This is a genomic window from Salegentibacter flavus (assembly GCF_900115145.1).
In the GTDB taxonomy this organism is placed as follows: Bacteria; Bacteroidota; Bacteroidia; order Flavobacteriales; family Flavobacteriaceae; genus Salegentibacter; species Salegentibacter flavus.
Genome location: NZ_FOVL01000002.1, coordinates 197,298 through 216,724, shown reverse-complemented (window position 1 = coordinate 216,724; position 19,427 = coordinate 197,298). Strand labels below are relative to the sequence as shown.

Sequence of the window (19,427 nt, the reverse complement as noted above, 5' to 3'; positions counted from 1 at the left end):
TTTATTCTTTACTTAATTTTTCCAGGCTGTAAATAAATCCGCTTTCCAATTTGGCCATTACAGAGCGGGCTTTTCTTTCATTTTCATCGAGATCCATAAAATCTTTTTCTACCGATTCCCGAAGCTTTCCAAGATCGGCGCCCCCAATGGCATTGCGAACAGAAACCAGTACTTCCGGTCCTGCTTTTACCAGGATCCCTTCATCAATAGCTAAATATCGAACTCCTTCTGCTTCTGTTTCATAAATAAAAATTCCCGGTATCAATGCGGCAACACAGTCCAGTCTTTGTGGTAAAAGACCAAAAAATCCTTCGCCTGTTTCGGCAACAACCCGTTTCACATTTCTTACTTTATCGAAAATCTTGAATGGAAGAAGGATTTTAATGGTCATTAATTCATTTTCCATTTCAATCATTTTTTATTTTGAATTCACTGAACTTTCCTCCTTTTCGGAATTAGAACTATTCTCCTTTCCAGAATCAGAACTTTCCTCTTTTTCGGAATTAGAACTTTTCTCCTTTTCCTTTTTCCTATTTTTCTTTTCTTTTTCCTGAGCATCCTCGATGGTCCCGATCATGTAAAACGCACTTTCCGGCAGATCTTTAAACTCATCTGAAAGAATGCGCTCACAACCTTTAAGAGCATCTTCTAGACTGACGTATTTTCCGCTAATCCCGCTAAATTGTTCGGTAGTAAAAAATGGTTGAGTAAAAAATCGTTCTAAACGTCTTGCCCTATTTACCAGGTTTCTATCGTTGGTAGATAATTGTTCCAGACCCAGCATTGCAATAATGTCCTTGAGATCTTCATACTGTGCTAGGGTTTGCTTAATTTCCTGTGCAAGATTATAATGCCTTTGACCAATAATTCCGGGAGTGGCCATTTTCGAATTGGATTGCAACAGGTCTATAGCTGGGTAAAGTCCTTCACTGGCTTTTTTCCTGGAAAGAACAATGGATGCTGAAAGATGTGAAAATGTATGTACAGCCGCCGGATCGGTTAGATCATCAGCTGGGACGTACACGGCCTGGATAGAGGTGATTGCTCCCTCATCGGTATTGGCGATACGCTCTTCCAGTTTGGAGAGTTCTGTTCCCATGGTGGGTTGATATCCCAACCGGGATGGCATTTGGCCCATCAGGCCTGAAACTTCCATCCCTGCCTGAATAAACCTGAAAATATTGTCAATGAGCAACAAAACATCACGGAACTCATCATCCCTAAAATATTCGGCCATTGTCAAAGCCGCATGGCCAACTCGAAAGCGAGCTCCCGGCGGTTCATTCATTTGTCCAAACATCATCACCATATCATCCAGCACACCGGCTTCTTTCATTTCATGATAAAGCTCATGTCCTTCCCGGCAACGTTCCCCTATTCCGCAAAATATGCTCACTCCCTTGCCATGGCCAACCATATTATGGATCATCTCTGTGAGCAAAACGGTTTTTCCCACCCCGGCTCCTCCAAACAAACCGGCCTTTCCACCTCGTTCCAATGGAATGAGGATATCGATAGCCTTAATTCCGGTCAGGAAAATTTCAGATTTTGTGGATCGTTTCGTTAATGGGGGTTGTTCCTGATGTATATTACGCCACACCACTTCCGATATTTTTTCCTCGTGATCTATCGTGTTTCCAAAAACATCGAACATTCTGCCCAGGATTTTTTTTCCAACCGGAACTTTAAGCTGTTCTCCATCGGTTTCAACCCGCATTCCACGCGCTAATCCCTGGGTGGCAGTTAATGCAATTCCCCGAATGCGGTTTGAGTCAATTTGCGCCAATACTTCAATTGCAATTTCCTTTTCTTCTCCGGTGTGGAGCAAGGTAAAAATAGAAGGCAACTTATTTTCAAACCATACATCCACAACGCTTCCCCTTACCGAAATAACTTTTCCGTAATTTAAGGAGTTGTTTTTATGAGTTGAATTTGCCCCCATCTTTTTAATCTGAAGTAAGATTTTTTAATCCAAAAAATGCTTAATTAATTTTTCAGGATTTCGGATTGCTCTTTTAATCCCTCAACTTCTTCTATTATATGGGGCGTTCATAGAAAAATTGATTTTAAAAACGGAAATCCTTACTTAAAGATAGGATTTTTAGGTGAAAAAGTTTGTGCTTTTTGAATTTGTTCAGCTTTAAATTTATGTGTTCTATAGAAATAAAAGCAAATGCGGCAACCCTGTTTAGCATTCTTCGGGAAATCTATAAATGCATATAAACGTCTAAAACTTACTGCTCAGATTGTTCTTCAGGGTTCCAGGTAGATTCAATGCTTTCTCCTACTTCATAGCGGGCACCAGCGAGTCTTTCATACTTATCGGTTTCCTTGTTTGTGAAAGACAAGTATGCTGCGCAATACAGGGTCTTATTTATATTACCGTGAAATCACCACCCATATATCCACCCTTGCTCTGTACATCAAACCAGGTAGCAGATTTTCAAATTTATCTTTCAGGATCTCATTTACAAGCCTTGCTCTTCCCGCTTAGGAAGAATGTGAACTAAGGTGTTTAAACACTCAGCAGCCCGATTAATAAAAATAGTTTGTAAATATTTGGAATTAATTCACCTTGCTTTTTACGGTATTCTCCCGGTGGATCTTACCGTTTGGTGTTTCTTCGAACTTTTCAATGAGATAAATCTTTTTCGGAACCTCGTATTTTCCAAGGCTTTTTAAGTTTTTTATTTTTTCCCTTAGCTCGCTCAAAAGCTCTTCAGAAAAATCGCTTTCTACAAACAGTATCAGTTTTTGCCCTAAAGCCTCATCGGGCATGGAGGTTACAAACAGTCTCTGATCGATAATCTTTCTCAGCTTTCGCTCAATCTCTTCAGGGAATAGTTTTATTCCTCCGGAATTGATCATATTATCAATACGCCCTTTCCAAATAAATCTTTTATAAGTTAGAATTTCAACCACATCATTGGTAACAATAGGTTCATCTGCCAGTTTTGGGGCTTTTATAACCAGGCAACCTCTTTCATCCTGAGAAATATGAATATTAGGTAAGACCTTAAATGGTTTAGCCTGTTTTTTCTTATTCTTCGGATTTAATCTTTTCGCTGCTATATGGGTAACGGTTTCGGTCATCCCATAGGTTTCATAAACTTTCGTCTCTACGTCCTTAACCATCTTCTGAAGCTTTGGAGAAACGGCTCCTCCCCCAACAATGAGTTTCTGAATAAGATGCAGGCGACCTATGGAATTATCCAGTTGAAAAGGAGTCATCGCGCAAAAATCGTAACGTTTATAAACCTGATCCAATGGATTGGAAGATGGCGGTACAAGATCAAGATGCCAACCCAAAACCATAGCCCGCACCAGCATCATCTTTCCGGCAATAAAATCGGCAGGGAGGCACATCAGGGCCGTGGTTTTTTCCGGGAGATCAAAAAATTTAGAAGTAGCAAGAGCCGAATTAATCATATGCTCCTTTTTGATCCTAAGCTTTTTAGGCTTCCCGGTAGAGCCGGAGGTTTGGACTTCAATCGTATGTCCAGGTTTGATCCAGTCCAGAATAAAATTACCAATTCTTTCTTCAAAAGGCTCCCCTTCTTTTATAAAACTATAGGCAACCTGATAAAGTTCAGCATTAGAAAAACACCGCTTGTTAAGCCTGAAATCCGGATGCGTTTCCGGGACTTTATATTTATCTGCCATTTGTTGAACCAAAATTGGAAATTTACTAATTACCTAAAGTTACCGAATAGTTATGAAAATTTTAAGCCTCTTCTGAAAGTTTTAAGGTTTCCGGCTTTTCCACTTTTCCAAAAAGTTTATGTTTCCAGTCTTTCCAGCCATATTTTCTGGCCATAATATATAAAAGTGCAGGATATATTATGAATATTGGCACAAGTACGTCCCATCCTGCTGTAGGTTCAGAAATATCCTTTAAAATTGAATGGCTCTGGAAAGCTGTCCATTCAGCAGTGACCAGTAGTACCGCCACCAGGTTATTGGCTGCGTGAAAACCAAGGGCTAATTCCAGACCGTCATCCATTAAAGTCATAATCCCCAACATAAAGCCGGTACCAATATAATAGGTCATAATGATATTCCCCATCTGGGTTACCTCCGGATTAAAAAAATGAAGTCCACCAAAAACAACCGAGGTAATTATGAGCGGAAGCCATCTATTACCGGAAAAAACACCTATTCCCTGCATTAAGTAGCCCCGGAAAAAATATTCCTCAAAACTGGTTTGTAACGGAATCATCACTATCGCTATCAGGGTGAGAATTAGGAAAGGAACCGGTTTAAAGTTCACCACGTAATCTTCCGGATTAGCATAATAGTCTACCAGACTTAATAATACGGTAAGAACAGCCACAAGTCCAAAAGCGAAGAAAACTCTGCCCCAGTCTATTTTTTTTCTACTTGTAGTAAGAGACCTTAAGCTTTGCCCGTGAAGATATTTTGCAGCCAGAATAACTGCTACCAGCCCAACAGCAAAAGTTAGCAGCATTAGAAATAGATTGAGGTTTGGTTCGAGTACCTGCATTATCTGGGACTCTTCCATTCCCATTACTTCCATCCCTCCGGAAAGAAAAATCACCACAGCAAGAGGGATTTGCCCAATGATTACCCCCGCGATCACTAAAAGTGTTCCCAAAATATATCGCCAAAATTCATGACGATATTTAAAAGCTTCAGCTATATACATTTGTTAAAGATTAAAATCCCATTTCTTCGCGGGATTATATTGAATTTGACCGTGTTTTACTTCCAGTGGACTCTCAAAATTATTGGTGTAAAGGCTTCCCGTTCCAAGTCCCTGTGGTATTTTTGTATTTTTTGTATAGGTCCACTGTGCAATGGCATTCAGGCCTATATTACTTTCCAGGGCGCTGGTTATCCACCAACCGGTTTTCTGTTTTTCAGCGAGATCGATCCAATCCTGAGTGCCTTTAAAACCACCAATTAAACTGGGTTTAAATATAAGGTACTGAGGTTGTATTTTATTCAACATCTTTTCTTTTTCCTCGCTATCGAAAATCCCAATAAGTTCTTCATCCAAAGCTATTGGAAGGGGAGTTTTGGCACATAATTCTGCCATTTCCTCCCATTGCCCCTGCCTTACAGGTTGCTCAATACTGTGTAATTGAAAATCACTAAGCCGCTGTAGTTTTTCCAAAGCGCCTTCAGCAGAAAAAGCCCCGTTGGCATCAACACGTAATTCAATTTCTTCGGGAGAAAACTCTTTTCGGATGTATTTCAAAAGCTCGAGTTCTGTTTCAAAATCGATAGCACCTATCTTCATCTTAATACAATCAAAGCCGGCTTCTATTTTTTCAGAGATCTGCTGCTTCATATAATCTCTTTCTCCCATCCAGATCAAGCCATTGATAGGAATGGCAGCCTCACCCCGGGTGAATTCCGAAGGAAAAAGTTCAAATTTATTTTCAGAATTTAACGATCTAAAAGCCATTTCTACCCCAAACTGAATGCTTGGGAATTCCTTTAATTCCTCCCACAAAAATTCAGGGCCGGTGTGAATATTGGCACATACCCATTTTAGTTTATCCTCATAATCCGGGCGATCGTCTATGCTCAGACTCCTAAGGATACCACATTCTCCAATTCCCGTTCTCTTCCCGTCGGTGATTTGTAGAAACCAGGTTTCTTTGGTAGTAAGAACGCCCCGGGAAGTTCCGCTGGGGCGTTTAAACTTTAAAATATACTTCTTGTAATTTGCCTGCATCTACAGGTGTGTTTTTATTTATAATTCTATGTTTTCTCCAATTTCAAGAAGCATCAGGTCTTTCCCTTTTTCATAAAATTTACGTTTAGCTTCTTCGTGATCAATTTCAATGTAACCAAAGGTATCGTAATGACAACCTAGTATTTTATCGCATTTCACAAAATCACTGGCAATAATGGCATCATCAATTCCCATCGTAAAATTATCACCGATGGGCAATATAGCCAGATCCAACTTGGTTTGCATCGGGATGAGCTTCATATCCATCGTTAAGGCCGTATCACCGGCAATATAAATATTTTTATGCTCTCCTTCTATTACAAAACCTCCAGGTTGTCCACCGTAGGAGCCGTCAGGAAATGAGCTGCTATGAATGGCGTTCACATACTTTACCGTTCCAAAATCAAAATCCCAGCTTCCTCCGTGGTTCATAGGGTGCACTTCAATGCCTTTTGCTTCGTAATGATTGGCAATTTCAAAATTGCTTACAATTACAGCCCCTGTTCTTTTGGCAATAGCCTCGGCATCCAACGTATGATCCTGGTGCGCGTGAGTGAGCAATATATAATCTGCCTTAAGCTCTTCGATATCGATCTTGTCTTTTGCAAGTTGATTTCCTGTTATAAATGGATCTATCAAAACGTGGGTCTCTCCTATCTTCAATCTCAGGCAACTTTGTCCGTAAAAACTGATTTTCATCTTAATAAATTTTTGGTTGAATAATAATAACACTAAAAACAGCTGAATAGCCTCACCTGTAAATTTAAGGATTAGGCATTTTCTTTATGGTCCTCGCTTTATATAATTTTGTTAAAAACTCAGATAATCTGCCCAATCCCAAAGAGGATTGCTATAGCAAATGTTGAAAGTGCCAGGATCTTTAATTCGGGATCCAGCAACATGGGGTTTTCATTTTCCACGACCCTTTTTAAATGAAGCACCAGAGGTACCAGCGCGGGTAAATAAAGAAAGTCACTTGCACCGTCTAAACTAAGGACCGTATAAACAACCAGACAAAAAATTGCAGCCAGAATCAGGACATAGTGATAATTCTTAGCTTTTTTTTCACCAAGGATCACGGCCAGGGTATTTTTGCCTGCTTTCTCATCAGAATTACGGTCACGCATATTATTGAGATTCAGCACGCCCATGCTTAACAGGCCTATTGTACAGGCAGGAAGTAAAACTTCCCATTTAAACTCGTGTGCATATAGAAAATATGAGCCATAAACCGCCACTAATCCAAAGAATAGAAATACAAACACATCTCCCAAACCGCGATACCCATAAGCCGATTCTCCAACAGTATATTTTATAGCTGCAGCGATTGCGGCGATTCCCAGAAGAAAAAACATGAGTGCGAAAAGAAGATTTTCTTTCCCAAAGGCAGCGTAGATAAGTAAAATAGCCAGCAACAAAGTACCTATCGCAGTTATGATGATTCCCTGTTTCATTTCTGCTCTGGTAATCAACCCACTTTGTAGGGCGCGTTGTGGCCCCACACGGTCTTCGTTATCGGTTCCTTTTACCCCATCCCCATAATCATTAGCAAAATTGGAAAGCACCTGAAGGCCTAAAGTAGTTCCCAGGGCCAGACTGAAAATAGCTATATTAAAATACCCGTGTTGCACGGCGATGGTGGTACCCACAATAATTCCGGAAACCGAAAGCGGGAGGGTTCTTAAGCGGGCAGCACTTATCCAGGAGTTTAATTTCTTCATTAATTCATTATTTTTACCAATAATTCTTTTAAAAGGTCTCCCTGGGAAACATTGGCTGCCCCAATTCCCTTGCTCTTTGCATCGGTTTGATATAAGAGGTCAATCGCCCGGCTAACTTTTTTCATTGGATAATTTCTTGCCGCCACAACATAATCACTTACAAAATATGGGTTAACCTTTAGTTGTTTTGCCACATTGCTCTTGGATTTATCTGCCAACCCGTGATATTGTAACACCTGCGAAAAATAGGCAAACAACAAGGAGATAGTCATCACCAAAGGGTTGTCTTTTGGATTTTGCGTGAAATAATTGATAATGCGATGTACTTTTAGCACATCCCGCTCTCCAATAGCTTTGCGCAGCTCGAAGTTATTAAAATCCTTGCTAATACCTATATTTTCCTCAATAAGCTCTGGAGTTATCTGGGTGTCCTTAGGGGTGATAAGTTGAAGCTTCTCCAGTTCGTTATCGATCTTACCAAGATCGGTTCCCAGAAATTCTACCAGCATCTGGGCCGCTTTTGGAGAAATACTATAACCCCTCGATTTTAAGGTTTTCTGAATCCAGGGGCCAACCTGGTTATCATACAGGCGCTTGCTTTCAAAGATTACTCCTGATTGCTTAATCGATTTATATAATTTCTTCCTTTTATCTATCTTCTTGTATTTATAGCACATCACCAACACCGTGGTAGGCTGCGGATTATCGGAGTAAGCGCTTAAACTTTCAATGCTTCTGGAAAGGTCCTGGGCTTCTTTTACAATAATCACCTGGCGTTCTGCCATCATTGGGTAGCGGCGGGCATTGCTGGTAATTTCATCTATTGTAGTATCCCGGCCGTACATCACGATCTGGTTAAAGCCTCTTTCTTCCTCTGCGAGAATATTTTCAGCGATAAAATCAGAGATCCTATCTATATAATATGGTTCCTCTCCCATCAGAAAATAAATAGGACTGATGTTTCCCTGCCTGATGCTGTTGACGATTTGTTTTGCTTCTTCCATGTAAAGATTTAGTTCCGCTGGTAGTTTTGGAATATAATTGTTAGCCTGGTACAAATTAATCTTCCGACTTTGCTATTTTTGGGCTTATGCTTGACCTCAATTTTCCCCGGTATCGGTTTCGGTTCAAAAATAACGAAAATAAAATAGCCGTTTTTGATGAACTGCGGAAAAAATTCGTGGTTTTAACTCCCGAAGAATGGGTAAGACAGCATTGTGTTCGGTTTTTAATCGAAGACAAAAAATATCCAAAAAGTCTTATAAATGCGGAAAAACAGTTAAAACTGGGGAAACTCGTAAAAAGATATGACCTGATAGTTTATAATTCTGATGGCAGTATCTTTCTTATTGTAGAATGCAAAGCCCCAGGAGTGAAAATATCCCAGGAAACCTTCGACCAGATTGCCAGGTATAACTTAAGCCTTAACGCTGAATATTTAATGCTTAGCAATGGGCTCGATCATTATTACTGCCAGATGGATTATAAGCAGGAAACCTACAATTTTTTAAAGGAACTTCCAGAATGGAACAAGAAATGAAAACCAAAAAAAATAAAGAGGTACCTCTAAGCATAGCCGTAGTTATCTTGAACTGGAATGGCAGAGACCTTCTCCTGGATTTTTTACCCTCGGTCCTCCAACATTCTCAAAGCGCCAATATATATGTGGCAGACAATGCTTCTACCGATGATTCGGTTTCTATTGTAAATAAAGAGTTCCCATCAGTAAAGATAATTCAGAATAAAGAGAATGGTGGTTACGCCAAAGGATACAACGATGCACTGAAGCATCTATCAGAAGATATTTTTATCCTACTGAACTCTGATGTTGAAGTTACTGAAAACTGGTTAGAACCAATCCTCGATATATTTCACAAAGAAGCAGTTACTGCTGCGATACAACCCAAATTACTGGATTACAGAAACAAAAATTATTTTGAATACGCGGGAGCAGCAGGAGGTTTTATAGATATGCTGGGCTATCCTTATTGTCGGGGCCGAATTTTTGACAGTTTAGAAGAAGATCACGGCCAATATAATGACGATACTTATATTTCTTGGGCAAGCGGGGCCTGTCTTGCCATTAGAAATTCGGCTTTTTATGAGGCCGGCGGACTTGATGAAAGTTATTTTGCACACCAGGAAGAAATCGACCTTTGCTGGCGTCTGCAGAACCTGGGATACAAAATTAAATATACAGGTGGGTCCAGGGTTTATCACCTGGGAGGAGCCACCCTTAACACTATGAATCCACGGAAGACCTTTTTTAATTTCAGAAATAGTTTATTTTCCCTGTTGAAAAATGCGCCAGGAGCCGCAGCCTTCTTTCTTATCTTCTTCAGGATGATTCTTGATGCCCTTGCAGGAATAAAATTTATTGCAGCTGGTAAATTTGCTCATTTCTACGCTATTTTACAGGCGCATCTCAGCTTTTACAGGCACATCACTATACTTTTGGAAAAACGTAAAAATCTACCAAAAAAGAAAGATTATTACAGTCAAAAATCTATTGTCATCTCATATTTTATAGGCGGTAAGCGAAAATTCTCTGATTTATAGCAAAACATTTAAAAACTAATGTTAAAGCTTCTTTTCCCCTTTGTATTTTTTTGATACTTTTGGGACATCTAACATTAATAATAATTCACAAGTTATGAAACGAATCATGCTTTTATCGGCTACTGTTGCTGTTTTACTTTCTTCCTGCGTTTCACAGAAGAAATATTCAGAATTGGAAGCCAAGCAAAAAGAAACCCAGGACCAGTTAAACACGGCCACAATTAAATTAAATTCTTGTTTAGACGAGAAAGAAAGTCTTAACAGTCGAATCACTACCCTAAACAATACCAATGCCGCCCTACTAAACAATGTTGGGGATCTGGCAACCCTTTCTAAAAAAGAAGCTGAAAACCTTGAGCGTTCTTTAGAGAGCATAAAAGAAAAGGATCTGGCAATAACCAGAATGCGTGACGCCATCAACAAAAAAGATTCTGTTACTCTTGCTCTTGTTACAAGCTTAAAAGGAGCCCTTGGAAATATGAGCGACGAAGACATCGAGATCAATGTTGAAAAAGGTGTGGTTTATGTATCTATTTCAGATAAATTGTTATTCGATAGCGGACGTTACAATGTAACTTCACGTGCTAAAGAAGTACTTGGAAAAGTTGCTACTGTTGTAAAGAACCGTCCGGAAATAGAATTTATGGTTGAAGGTCATACCGATGACAAGCCAATTAAAACTTCTATGTTCGAGGATAACTGGGATCTTTCTGTAAAACGTGCAACTTCTGTAGTGCGTATTCTTCAGGATGAATTTGGTGTAGAGCCAGCAAGAATGACTGCCGCAGGGAGAAGTTACTACATTCCTGTAGCATCTAACGAAACTGCTGAAGGACGTTCAAAAAACCGCAGAACCCGTATCGTAGTACTTCCAAAACTTGACCAATTCTACGGAATGATCGAAGAAGGAATGAAAGCAGCCGAATAATTATAGCAATATAAATTTTTCATAAAAAGAGAGACCCCGTTTAAAGCGGGGTCTCTCTTTTTATAGCAATCCTAAGAGGTTACATAATTTCGATGCTACCTTTTCCTTCCCTTATAACTTCAGGTTCTGGCGTTGTAAGATCTATAACGGTCGAAGGAATATTATCTCCATAACCGCCATCAATTACAATATCTACCAGGTTATCCCATTTCTCCTTGATTAGCTCGGGATCGGTAGTGTATTCCAGCACTTCATCATCATCTCTTATGGAAGTTGAAACTATGGGATTTCCCAAAGCTGAAACCAGTGCCCTGCAAATATTGTTGTCTGGAACTCTAATCCCTACCGTCTCCTTCTTTTTGAAGACATTCGGCAGGTTGTTATTCCCCGGAAGAATATAGGTATATGGCCCCGGAAGCGTTCTTTTAAGAATCTTAAAGGTTGCCGTATCTATTTGTTTCACATAGTCTGAGAGATTACTTAAATCTTCACAAATAAAAGAGAAGTTTGCTTTTTCCAGCTTAACACCTTTGATCTGCGCGATTTTTTCCAGAGCAGAAGTATTGGTGATATCACACCCCATACCATAAACGGTATCGGTTGGATAGATTACAAGACCACCTTTTTTCAGGCTCTCAACCACTTTATTAATAAGTTTGGGACTGGGATTCTCTTCGTAAATTCTAATTAGTTCAGCCATAATTACATATTTAAAACACCCTAAAAATTACAAAATTCCGGGTGTTTTCAGATTATTATTTAAACTTAATTCCTTTTGAATTTTTCTTCCTGTAGATAGTTATATTTTTAAATTCAGGAAATAGCATACAAGCATAGTTTACCCTGAAGATAAAAAGAAAGCCGCTTTTGGCGGCTTTAAATAACAGAAGTTTAACGGCCTAACTTAGCAGTTTCAGTTTAGCGAATCGCAAGAGAAGTTTCTTAATTCCCCCATTTTCAAAATCGATCTCAGCTTTTTTATCCTGCCCCACTCCATCTATACTTAATACTTTTCCTTTTCCAAAACGCAAATGTTCCACCTCATTGCCGGCTTCCAGTTTTATGGAATTTGTTGCCTTTTGAGGCTCCGTGGCAGGGGGTTTGAGTTTACGAAGTTTCCTTAGTTGGGACTCCGTTGGTTTATGTGCCGGTGGTGGAGTGCCATTTTGCGGCTTTGTTTGCCTAAGCTTGGATTTATCTACGTCTCCAAAAATATCGGTGTCAATAAGTGGCTTATATTTATAATCATCCTGCGGAATCATATAATCCATAAACTTCTCATCTATCTCCTCGATAAATCTACTTGGCTCAGCATCCACTAGTTTACCCCATCGGTATCGCGATTGAGTGTAAGTTAAATATGCTTGTTTTTCAGCCCTTGTCAAGGCTACGTAAAAAAGTCGGCGTTCTTCTTCAAGTTCACTTCTGGTATTCATACTCATAGCTGAAGGAAACAGATCTTCTTCCAGGCCTACGATATATACATAAGGAAACTCCAGCCCTTTCGCCAGGTGAATAGTCATCAGCGCAACCCTGTCATCATCGCTGGTGTCCTTATCCATATCGGTGGCAAGAGCAACATCTTCCAAAAACTCAGCTAAAGAACCATTGGCATCGGCAAGCTCTCTTTGTTCTTCAACAAAATCCTTGATTCCGTTAAGCAATTCCTCAATATTTTCTATTCGGGCAACCCCTTCCGGTGTTCCGTCTTTTTTAAATTCCTGAACCAATCCGGATTTCTTGGTTACTGTATCGGCAACGGTAAAAGCATCGGCATTTTCAGCAAGTATCGTGAAACTCTTGATCATATTCACGAAGTTCTTCAGCTTGGTGCGGGTGCCACTATTGATACCTAAGTTAAGCTGATCAATATTTTCGATAACTTCAAAGATCGAGCGCCCGTATTGATTGGCAGCAATAGTCAATTTATCCATCGTGGTCTGGCCAATGCCGCGCGCAGGATAATTGATCACCCGTTTTAAAGCTTCCTCATCTTTCGGGTTGATAAGTAGTCGTAAATAAGAAAGTACATCTTTGATCTCCTTGCGCTGGTAAAATGAAAGTCCGCCGTAAATCCTGTACGGGATCTCCTTTTTCCTCAAGGCATCTTCCATAGCCCTACTCTGGGCATTGGTTCGGTATAAAATCGCAAAATCGCTGTTTTTAAGCTGATTCTGCATTCTGTTTTCAAAGATTGAGCTTGCCACAAAACGCCCTTCCTCCCCATCGGTCAATAAACGGTTCACCACGATTTTTGGCCCGTCTTCATTTTCGGTCCAAACCACTTTTTCAAGTTTGGTCTTATTTTTTTCGATTATCGAATTTGCCGCATTTACAATATTTTTAGTAGAGCGGTAATTCTGCTCCAGTCTATACATCTGAACATCTGGATAATCCTTTTGAAAATTTAAGATGTTGTTGATATTCGCTCCCCGAAAAGCATAGATACTCTGGGCGTCATCTCCTACCACACATATATTTTGAAATTTATCTGAAAGCGCTTTAACAATTAAATACTGGGAATGGTTAGTATCCTGGTACTCATCTACCAGGATATACCTGAAGCGGTTCTGATATTTATGAAGCACCTCCGGAAACCGGTTTAAGAGTTCGTTGGTCTTCAGCAGCAAATCGTCAAAATCCATCGCACCGGCTTTGAAACAGCGCTCTACATATTCTTTATAAATATCACCTAAACGAGGTTTTTTTGACATCGCATCAGCCTCCTTGAGTTCTGGATTCTGAAAATAGGCTTTCACCGTAATCAGGCTGTTTTTGTAAGATGAGATCCGGTTATAAACCTGTTTGTACTTATAAACATCTTTATCCAGGCGCATATCTTTTATAATCGCCCTTATCACACTTTGGGAATCCTGGGTATCATAAATCGTGAAATTCGAGGGATATCCAAGTTTATCGGCTTCAAAACGCAGGATCTTGGCAAAGATCGAGTGAAAAGTTCCCATCCACAGATTTTTAGCCTCAGAATTTCCAACGATCTTAGCGATTCGGTTTTTCATTTCCCGGGCCGCTTTGTTCGTAAAAGTAAGCGACAAAATATTAAAAGGGTCCACACCTTGGCTCATCAGGTAGGCGATCCTGTAAGTAAGCACCCGGGTTTTTCCCGATCCTGCTCCGGCAATTACAATCATGGCCCCATCCTTCTGCAGTACCGGAGCGCGCTGAGCCTCATTTAATTCGGCTAAATAATTTTCCAAATTTCCTTTAGTTTTTTAAAGGGGTGAATTTAACCAAAATGCCCTGAAAATTAAACCCACAAGACTATTCTTTTTAAAACAAATACTTATGATGTAATGGCAAAAACCTATAATTTAAATATATTTAACCCCATTCACATTAAACTATTATGAAAAAACTTAGCCTTGCATTCTTTGCCCTTTTCGGCATAGGCATTACAGCCCAGGAAATCGATCCTGAAATCAAAATTGCTTCTGAAAACCTTGAAGAACAGGTGATCTCCTGGCGAAGGGATTTTCACCAAAACCCAGAATTATCTAACCGGGAATTTAAAACCGCCGAAAAGATCGCGGCCCATCTTGAGAAACTGGGAATAGAAACTCAAACCGGAATAGCCAAAACCGGGGTGGTGGGAATCTTAAAAGGTGATAATACCGGGAAAACCGTTGCTCTGCGTGCCGACATGGACGCACTTCCTGTGACCGAACGCAATGACCTTCCTTTCAAATCTGAAGTCACCACGGAATTTTTAGGCTCCCAAACCGGAGTTATGCACGCCTGCGGTCACGATACCCACGTGTCAATTTTAATGGGTGTTGCCGAAGTCCTATCTCAAAATAAAAACAAGATCAACGGCACGGTGAAATTCATCTTTCAACCGGCAGAGGAAGGTCCGCCTCCGGGCGAAGAAGGTGGCGCCGGACTTATGATCAAGGAAGGAGTTTTAAAAGACCCGGATGTAGATGCCATTTTTGGTTTACACATCAATTCTGCAACTCCTGTAGGAACCATTCGCTACAAACCCGAAGGTACTATGGCAGCCGTAGAACGTTTTGTAATAAACGTAAAAGGAAAGCAAACTCACGGATCGGCTCCCTGGAGCGGTACCGACCCAATTCTCATTTCAGCAAAGATCATCGATGGATTACAAACCATTATCAGTCGCGATGCGAAACTGGTGGATGGCGCGGCGGTTATCACCGTTGGAAAGATCACCAGCGGAGTGAGATTTAATATTATTCCTGAATCTGCTGAAATGATAGGAACCGTACGCACCCTTGACCCTGATATGAAGGAAATTATCCTTAAAAGAATGCGTGAAATGGTTCCGGCCATCGCTAAGGCATACGGTGGCGAAGCCACTATTGAAATTCAGAATAATACCGCGATCACTTATAACGATCCGGAGCTAACCAGCCAAATGCTGCCTACTCTTCAAAAAGTAGCCGGAAAAGATCACGTAGAATTGGTGAAAGCCACCACGGGAGGTGAAGATTTTTCCTACTTCCAGGAAGAAGTGCCGGGATTCTATTTTTTCCTTGGAGGAAAACCCCTGGACGCTACCGAGCCCGCACCACATCACACACCCGACTTCTTCATCGATGAAAGCGGAATGCTATTGGGAGTAAAAACAATGTCACAAATAGCCATAGATTATTTAAATCAATAATTACAGAATATGGGAAAAATCTGGCTTCAACTTTTACGTATCACAAAGAAAAAGTACCTTTCGGCAGTATAAAAGAACACCTGGAATGCCCGCATCTAGGTGGGAAATACAAAAAAAGAAGTTAAAACCAAAGAAGTAGAAACTGAGGAAACCTCGGTTTACGATAAAAAAGAATGAATCAGATAGAACTTTCACAACTACTTTTAGCACTTTTACCGGCACTTATTGTTGGCGCTCTGGCCTATTATTTTTTTAAATCCTTTATAAAAAGTGAAGAAGGCCGTCGCAGGTTTCTCCTGGTAAAAGATAACCAGAAAACAGCCTTGCCTATGCGCCTTCAGGCCTACGAAAGAATGACTCTTTTCCTGGAAAGAATCTCGCCGGGAAAAATATTATTCCGTGTAAAACCAAATTCAGATGATCCCTCCCAATATGAACAATTGCTTATAAGAACCATAGAACAGGAATTTGAACATAACCTTGCACAACAAATTTACCTTAGCGGGGATTGCTGGGATTACATTAAAACAGCGAAAAATGCCACCATCGGACTTATTAGAAAAGCAAATGGTTTAGACGAAGTAACTACTGCCGATGCTTTGCGGGAAGCCATTTTGAAGAACCTGATGGAAAAACCAGCGCCTACAGATGCGGCACTCGCTTTTATTAAAAAAGAAGTAAAATCTTTTATTTAAAAGAATCCGAAGAAATTTTTCTTACGTTGTTCCAGGTATTGCATATGCCTTTCCCGGGCGTGATCAAAACCTTGTTGCCACCATTCAGACATTAATTTTTTATTGAAAACTAAAGAATTCTCGGTAAGTTTTGTAGGAGTGTAGTAGGTATTCAGCTTCACCTTTTTATTCAGGGCAGCGAGTTTACCTTCCACGATGTCATGATATTCCACCTGGTCTTGCAAAAACCCGAACAGATTGATCATTAACGAGAATGGATTTTTTCCCAGCACTTTATTGTATTCCATATTCTCGGCCTCCAGGATGATTGCATCAACTTCTTTTGCACCGCGTTTTATGGCTTCTCTAATTGGAACCACACAACCTAAGCCCCCATCGGCATACTCATAACCATCTTTTTTAGCAAGACTCATAAAAGGAATATAATTGCAGCTTATCCAGATCCAGTCACAAAAATCTTCATAAGAAAAATCATGTATAGACTTATATTCCACCCGGTTTTTGGAAAGGTTGGACACCGTAACCACTACATCCTTTACCGAGGTTTGCAGCAGTTCAAATTCTTCAGGTGAAAAATTACGTTTTATATGCTTTCTTAAATTATGGCTTTCCCCAAAAGTTCTTTTTTTGCGAATAAATTGCCAAAAAGTATTAAGGTAATTAATAGTCACATATTCACGTCCTTCTTTTTTCTTAACCACAAATGGATTAACACTAAAGATTTTTCGCTGATTTACATTGGTGTATATTTCATATACTTTATCGATGTTTCCCGCGGCGATATGAGGGATGAGTAGGCTTCCGGTAGAAGTTCCCAGAAACATATCGTACTTTTTCCCTTCTTCCTGAATTAAATACTGGGCTACCCCACCGGCAAAAGCACCTTTACTTCCGCCTCCAGATATTACCAATGCTCGCATTCCCTGTTTTTCTTTTTATATTCTGACATCAATCATACCCCGCCAAAATAAGCAAATGATTTAAAACGAAGATAAAAGTTCAGCCTTTAACTCTCTAATTTTTCTAACAAATAAAGCCTTTCCTGCTCAGGCAAATTCGCATTTAGCATTTCCAACTGGCGGCGATAATCAGGATTTTTTAGTAATTCTGAAAGCAATTCCCGGCTAAAACTCCTGAATTGATTGTTATGGTGCTGCGTTGCTTCCATCAGGTTTCTGAGATTTTCATCGCTGAAAGCGTTTATCTGAAAAAGATAACCAAAAGCATTTTTCCTCACTTCAAAAGGGAAATGAGGAGCGGTGTAGCCAGAAAGCTCCATGTAGTTCTCCTGCTGCTTTTCCGGCTCAAAGGCTGGGGTTGCCAGGTTAAGGGTTAACCAGAGAATCCTCAGGTTTCTATCGGTGAAGCCTATAAGTCCACGTGTTTCATGCAGATATCTTGTATTTTCCTGCGGAAACTGCATCCAAAGATTAGTAAGCGCAGCCTCTATGGTCAGCCAGGATTCATCATGTAACAGAGACTCATAATCAGGTTTCAATTGCTGCGGAATCTCATCCATACTCAGGGCAATTGCCTGGCGGACAAAAATATTTTCACTTTGAAAAGCTAATTTATAAAGCTGGAAGGCTTCCGTTGAAGTTTCTCCGGCCAGCTGAAAGACCACTTCCTGGCCTATATAATCATTTACAGGCTTCTGAAGCGCATTTCTCAGGAGATCTGACTTCTGCTCCAACAGACTCTCCCTCAAAGCGGCTATGTCGAGATAATTTCGAATAAATTCAGATTGCTTCAGGGAGTTCAAGGCATCTGTTCCCTGGAAGGCGGTTTGCTTAAGCCAATCGGCTATAAACCCAGAAAGGTCCTGCCCGGAGGCTCTTTCAACTTCAGCAATAAAATTATCGGTATTCACATTTTGATAGGCATAGAGTTCCAGGTAGTTTCTAACCGCTGTCTTAAAAGCTTCGTCCCCAACTTTTTCCCTTAGGATATGCAAAGCCCAGGCTCCCTTCTGGTAATAGGTGAGTGAACTGCCACCCTTTCTCATCAAAACTTCCCCTTTCCCCGTGTCGCTTAATTCCTTTAACCGCTCTGCCGATTCATATAACTTCCAGTAATAATAATTATCACCAAAAATCTCTTTTTCGGCAAGCAGGGCATAATAAGTGGCAAAACCCTCATGTAGCCAATGATGTTCTTCGGCTTCCTGGGTAACAAGGTTCCCGAACCATTGGTGAGCAAGTTCATGGGCATTCACATTTACATAATTCCGGTCCTTAAAGCCTACCTCATCGGTAAGCAAAGCCCTTGAAAAAATGGTAGCTCCGGTATTTTCCATTCCTGCATAAAGAAAATCCTGTACCGGTACCTGTTTGTAATTCTGCCAGGGATAGGGCACCCCGATTTCATCTTCCAGAAAATCAAATATTTCCTTACTATACCTGTAACTCGGCTCCCTGAGGGAATCCTCATCTTCTTCAAGGTATAATTCCATTGGCACCCCAGAAGCCGATTTCAATTCTTCTTTCTGAAATTTCCCTGCCGCAACGGCCAGCAAATAGCTGCTCATAGGTTTCTGCATTTGAAAATTCCAGCGGGAAACCGAATCATTTAAGGTTTCGACCGAAGCCAATTCTCCGTTGGAAATCACCTCATAGTCTTTCTTAAAATCAATGCTGAGATCATAAACCGCTTTTTCATTCAGGTTATCAATTACCGGAATCCAGTTTGAAGAATTCTTCCCCTGCCCCTGCGTCCATACCTGTCTTGAAGCCGGAATTTTCTCCGGAACATCCCAGTTTATGAAATACATCGCTTGTTGCGGTTTGGCTGAATAACTTAACCTGATCTCATTTGCTTCAGAAGGCTTAAGTTTTGTTTTTAACCACAGAACATTCCCGGTATTATTGGTCGGAATGCTTTTTCCATTAACTTTCACTTCAGAAAATTCCATTTTTTGAGCATCCAGGTAGACGGAATCCACCTGGTTTAAAACCTCGAATTGGTAAACCACCTCTCCCTGAACCTTTCCGGATTCGGGAACAATAACAATGCTGGCATTAATATTTTCGAAATCGAGGTTCCTGAGTTGGGAAGAAATAGAATCCTGGGAAAAGACCCCGCTGAAATTCAGCATTAAAATGCTTAAAAAAAGATATTTCATACAGAAGTTATATGACCTCCAAATTACGAAAAACCTGCCCCGTGCGCAACG

17 protein-coding genes are annotated in these 19,427 nt (G+C 40.4%); 5 read left to right on the top strand and 12 right to left on the bottom strand.

Features of this window, described 5'->3' with window-relative positions; all coding sequences use genetic code 11:
- Position 1: 1 nt before the first annotated feature.
- From BM266_RS03215 to holA, 8 genes are all read right to left on the bottom strand, one after another.
- The gene (locus BM266_RS03215; RefSeq protein ID WP_093405934.1) at positions 2-406 is read right to left on the bottom strand and encodes a F0F1 ATP synthase subunit epsilon; all 405 of its coding nucleotides are present in this window, start codon (positions 404-406) and stop codon (positions 2-4) included.
- 12 nt (positions 407-418) lie between these two features.
- The gene (atpD, locus tag BM266_RS03210) at positions 419-1,942 is read right to left on the bottom strand and encodes a F0F1 ATP synthase subunit beta (RefSeq protein WP_093405762.1); all 1,524 of its coding nucleotides are present in this window, start codon (positions 1,940-1,942) and stop codon (positions 419-421) included.
- 623 nt (positions 1,943-2,565) lie between these two features.
- Positions 2,566-3,663: an AMP-binding protein gene (locus BM266_RS03205; RefSeq protein WP_093405761.1), complete on the bottom strand. Its 1,098-nt coding sequence runs from the start codon at positions 3,661-3,663 to the stop codon at positions 2,566-2,568.
- A gap of 61 nt (positions 3,664-3,724) precedes the next feature.
- Positions 3,725-4,666 (bottom strand): CPBP family intramembrane glutamic endopeptidase, encoded by a 942-nt coding sequence (locus BM266_RS03200; protein ID WP_093405758.1) that lies wholly within the window; start codon positions 4,664-4,666, stop codon positions 3,725-3,727.
- A 3-nt stretch (positions 4,667-4,669) separates the two neighbouring features.
- Complete coding sequence (locus BM266_RS03195) at positions 4,670-5,704, bottom strand: o-succinylbenzoate synthase (protein ID WP_093405756.1); 1,035 nt, start codon at positions 5,702-5,704, stop codon at positions 4,670-4,672.
- An 18-nt stretch (positions 5,705-5,722) separates the two neighbouring features.
- Positions 5,723-6,403, bottom strand: a complete 681-nt coding sequence (locus tag BM266_RS03190; RefSeq protein ID WP_093405753.1) for a metal-dependent hydrolase — start codon at positions 6,401-6,403, stop codon at positions 5,723-5,725.
- Positions 6,404-6,522: 119 nt separating this feature from the next.
- Entirely contained in the window at positions 6,523-7,425 is a 903-nt protein-coding gene (locus BM266_RS03185) for a 1,4-dihydroxy-2-naphthoate polyprenyltransferase (RefSeq protein ID WP_093405751.1), read from the bottom strand.
- Positions 7,425-8,429: a DNA polymerase III subunit delta gene (gene holA / locus BM266_RS03180; protein ID WP_093405748.1), complete on the bottom strand. Its 1,005-nt coding sequence runs from the start codon at positions 8,427-8,429 to the stop codon at positions 7,425-7,427. Before holA ends, BM266_RS03185 begins: the two co-directional genes overlap by 1 nt.
- Before the next feature lie 86 nt (positions 8,430-8,515).
- Here holA and BM266_RS03175 point away from each other — a divergent pair, with 86 nt between their 5' ends.
- The 3 genes from BM266_RS03175 (at position 8,516) to BM266_RS03165 (ending at position 10,912) form a co-directional block, all read left to right on the top strand.
- Positions 8,516-8,965 carry a type I restriction enzyme HsdR N-terminal domain-containing protein gene (locus BM266_RS03175; RefSeq protein WP_093405746.1) on the top strand — a complete coding sequence of 150 codons (450 nt, stop codon included), beginning with the start codon at positions 8,516-8,518 and terminating at the stop codon, positions 8,963-8,965.
- A complete protein-coding gene (locus BM266_RS03170; protein ID WP_245760376.1) occupies positions 8,962-9,984 on the top strand; it encodes a glycosyltransferase family 2 protein in 1,023 nt (340 codons plus the stop codon). The genes BM266_RS03175 and BM266_RS03170 overlap by 4 nt, the downstream gene beginning before the upstream one ends.
- Before the next feature lie 94 nt (positions 9,985-10,078).
- Positions 10,079-10,912, top strand: a complete 834-nt coding sequence (locus tag BM266_RS03165; protein ID WP_093405741.1) for an OmpA/MotB family protein — start codon at positions 10,079-10,081, stop codon at positions 10,910-10,912.
- A 79-nt stretch (positions 10,913-10,991) separates the two neighbouring features.
- Here BM266_RS03165 and BM266_RS03160 read toward each other — a convergent pair whose 3' ends face one another.
- Together BM266_RS03160 and BM266_RS03155 are read right to left on the bottom strand one after the other, a co-directional pair.
- Positions 10,992-11,612, bottom strand: coding sequence for an L-threonylcarbamoyladenylate synthase (locus tag BM266_RS03160; RefSeq protein ID WP_093405738.1), 621 nt, complete (start codon positions 11,610-11,612; stop codon positions 10,992-10,994).
- Positions 11,613-11,811: 199 nt separating this feature from the next.
- The gene (locus BM266_RS03155; RefSeq protein ID WP_093405736.1) at positions 11,812-14,130 is read right to left on the bottom strand and encodes an ATP-dependent helicase; all 2,319 of its coding nucleotides are present in this window, start codon (positions 14,128-14,130) and stop codon (positions 11,812-11,814) included.
- 149 nt (positions 14,131-14,279) lie between these two features.
- Here BM266_RS03155 and BM266_RS03150 point away from each other — a divergent pair, with 149 nt between their 5' ends.
- Together BM266_RS03150 and BM266_RS03145 are read left to right on the top strand one after the other, a co-directional pair.
- Positions 14,280-15,560, top strand: a complete 1,281-nt coding sequence (locus BM266_RS03150; RefSeq protein ID WP_093405733.1) for an amidohydrolase — start codon at positions 14,280-14,282, stop codon at positions 15,558-15,560.
- Positions 15,561-15,733: 173 nt separating this feature from the next.
- Entirely contained in the window at positions 15,734-16,255 is a 522-nt protein-coding gene (locus BM266_RS03145) for a DUF7935 family protein (RefSeq protein WP_093405731.1), read from the top strand.
- Here the strand turns inward: BM266_RS03145 and BM266_RS03140 are convergent.
- Together BM266_RS03140 and BM266_RS03135 are read right to left on the bottom strand one after the other, a co-directional pair.
- Positions 16,252-17,175: a patatin-like phospholipase family protein gene (locus BM266_RS03140; RefSeq protein WP_093405728.1), complete on the bottom strand. Its 924-nt coding sequence runs from the start codon at positions 17,173-17,175 to the stop codon at positions 16,252-16,254. The genes BM266_RS03145 and BM266_RS03140 overlap by 4 nt on opposite strands.
- An 86-nt stretch (positions 17,176-17,261) precedes the next feature.
- Positions 17,262-19,376 carry a M1 family metallopeptidase gene (locus BM266_RS03135; protein ID WP_245760375.1) on the bottom strand — a complete coding sequence of 705 codons (2,115 nt, stop codon included), beginning with the start codon at positions 19,374-19,376 and terminating at the stop codon, positions 17,262-17,264.
- Positions 19,377-19,427 lie beyond the last annotated feature (51 nt).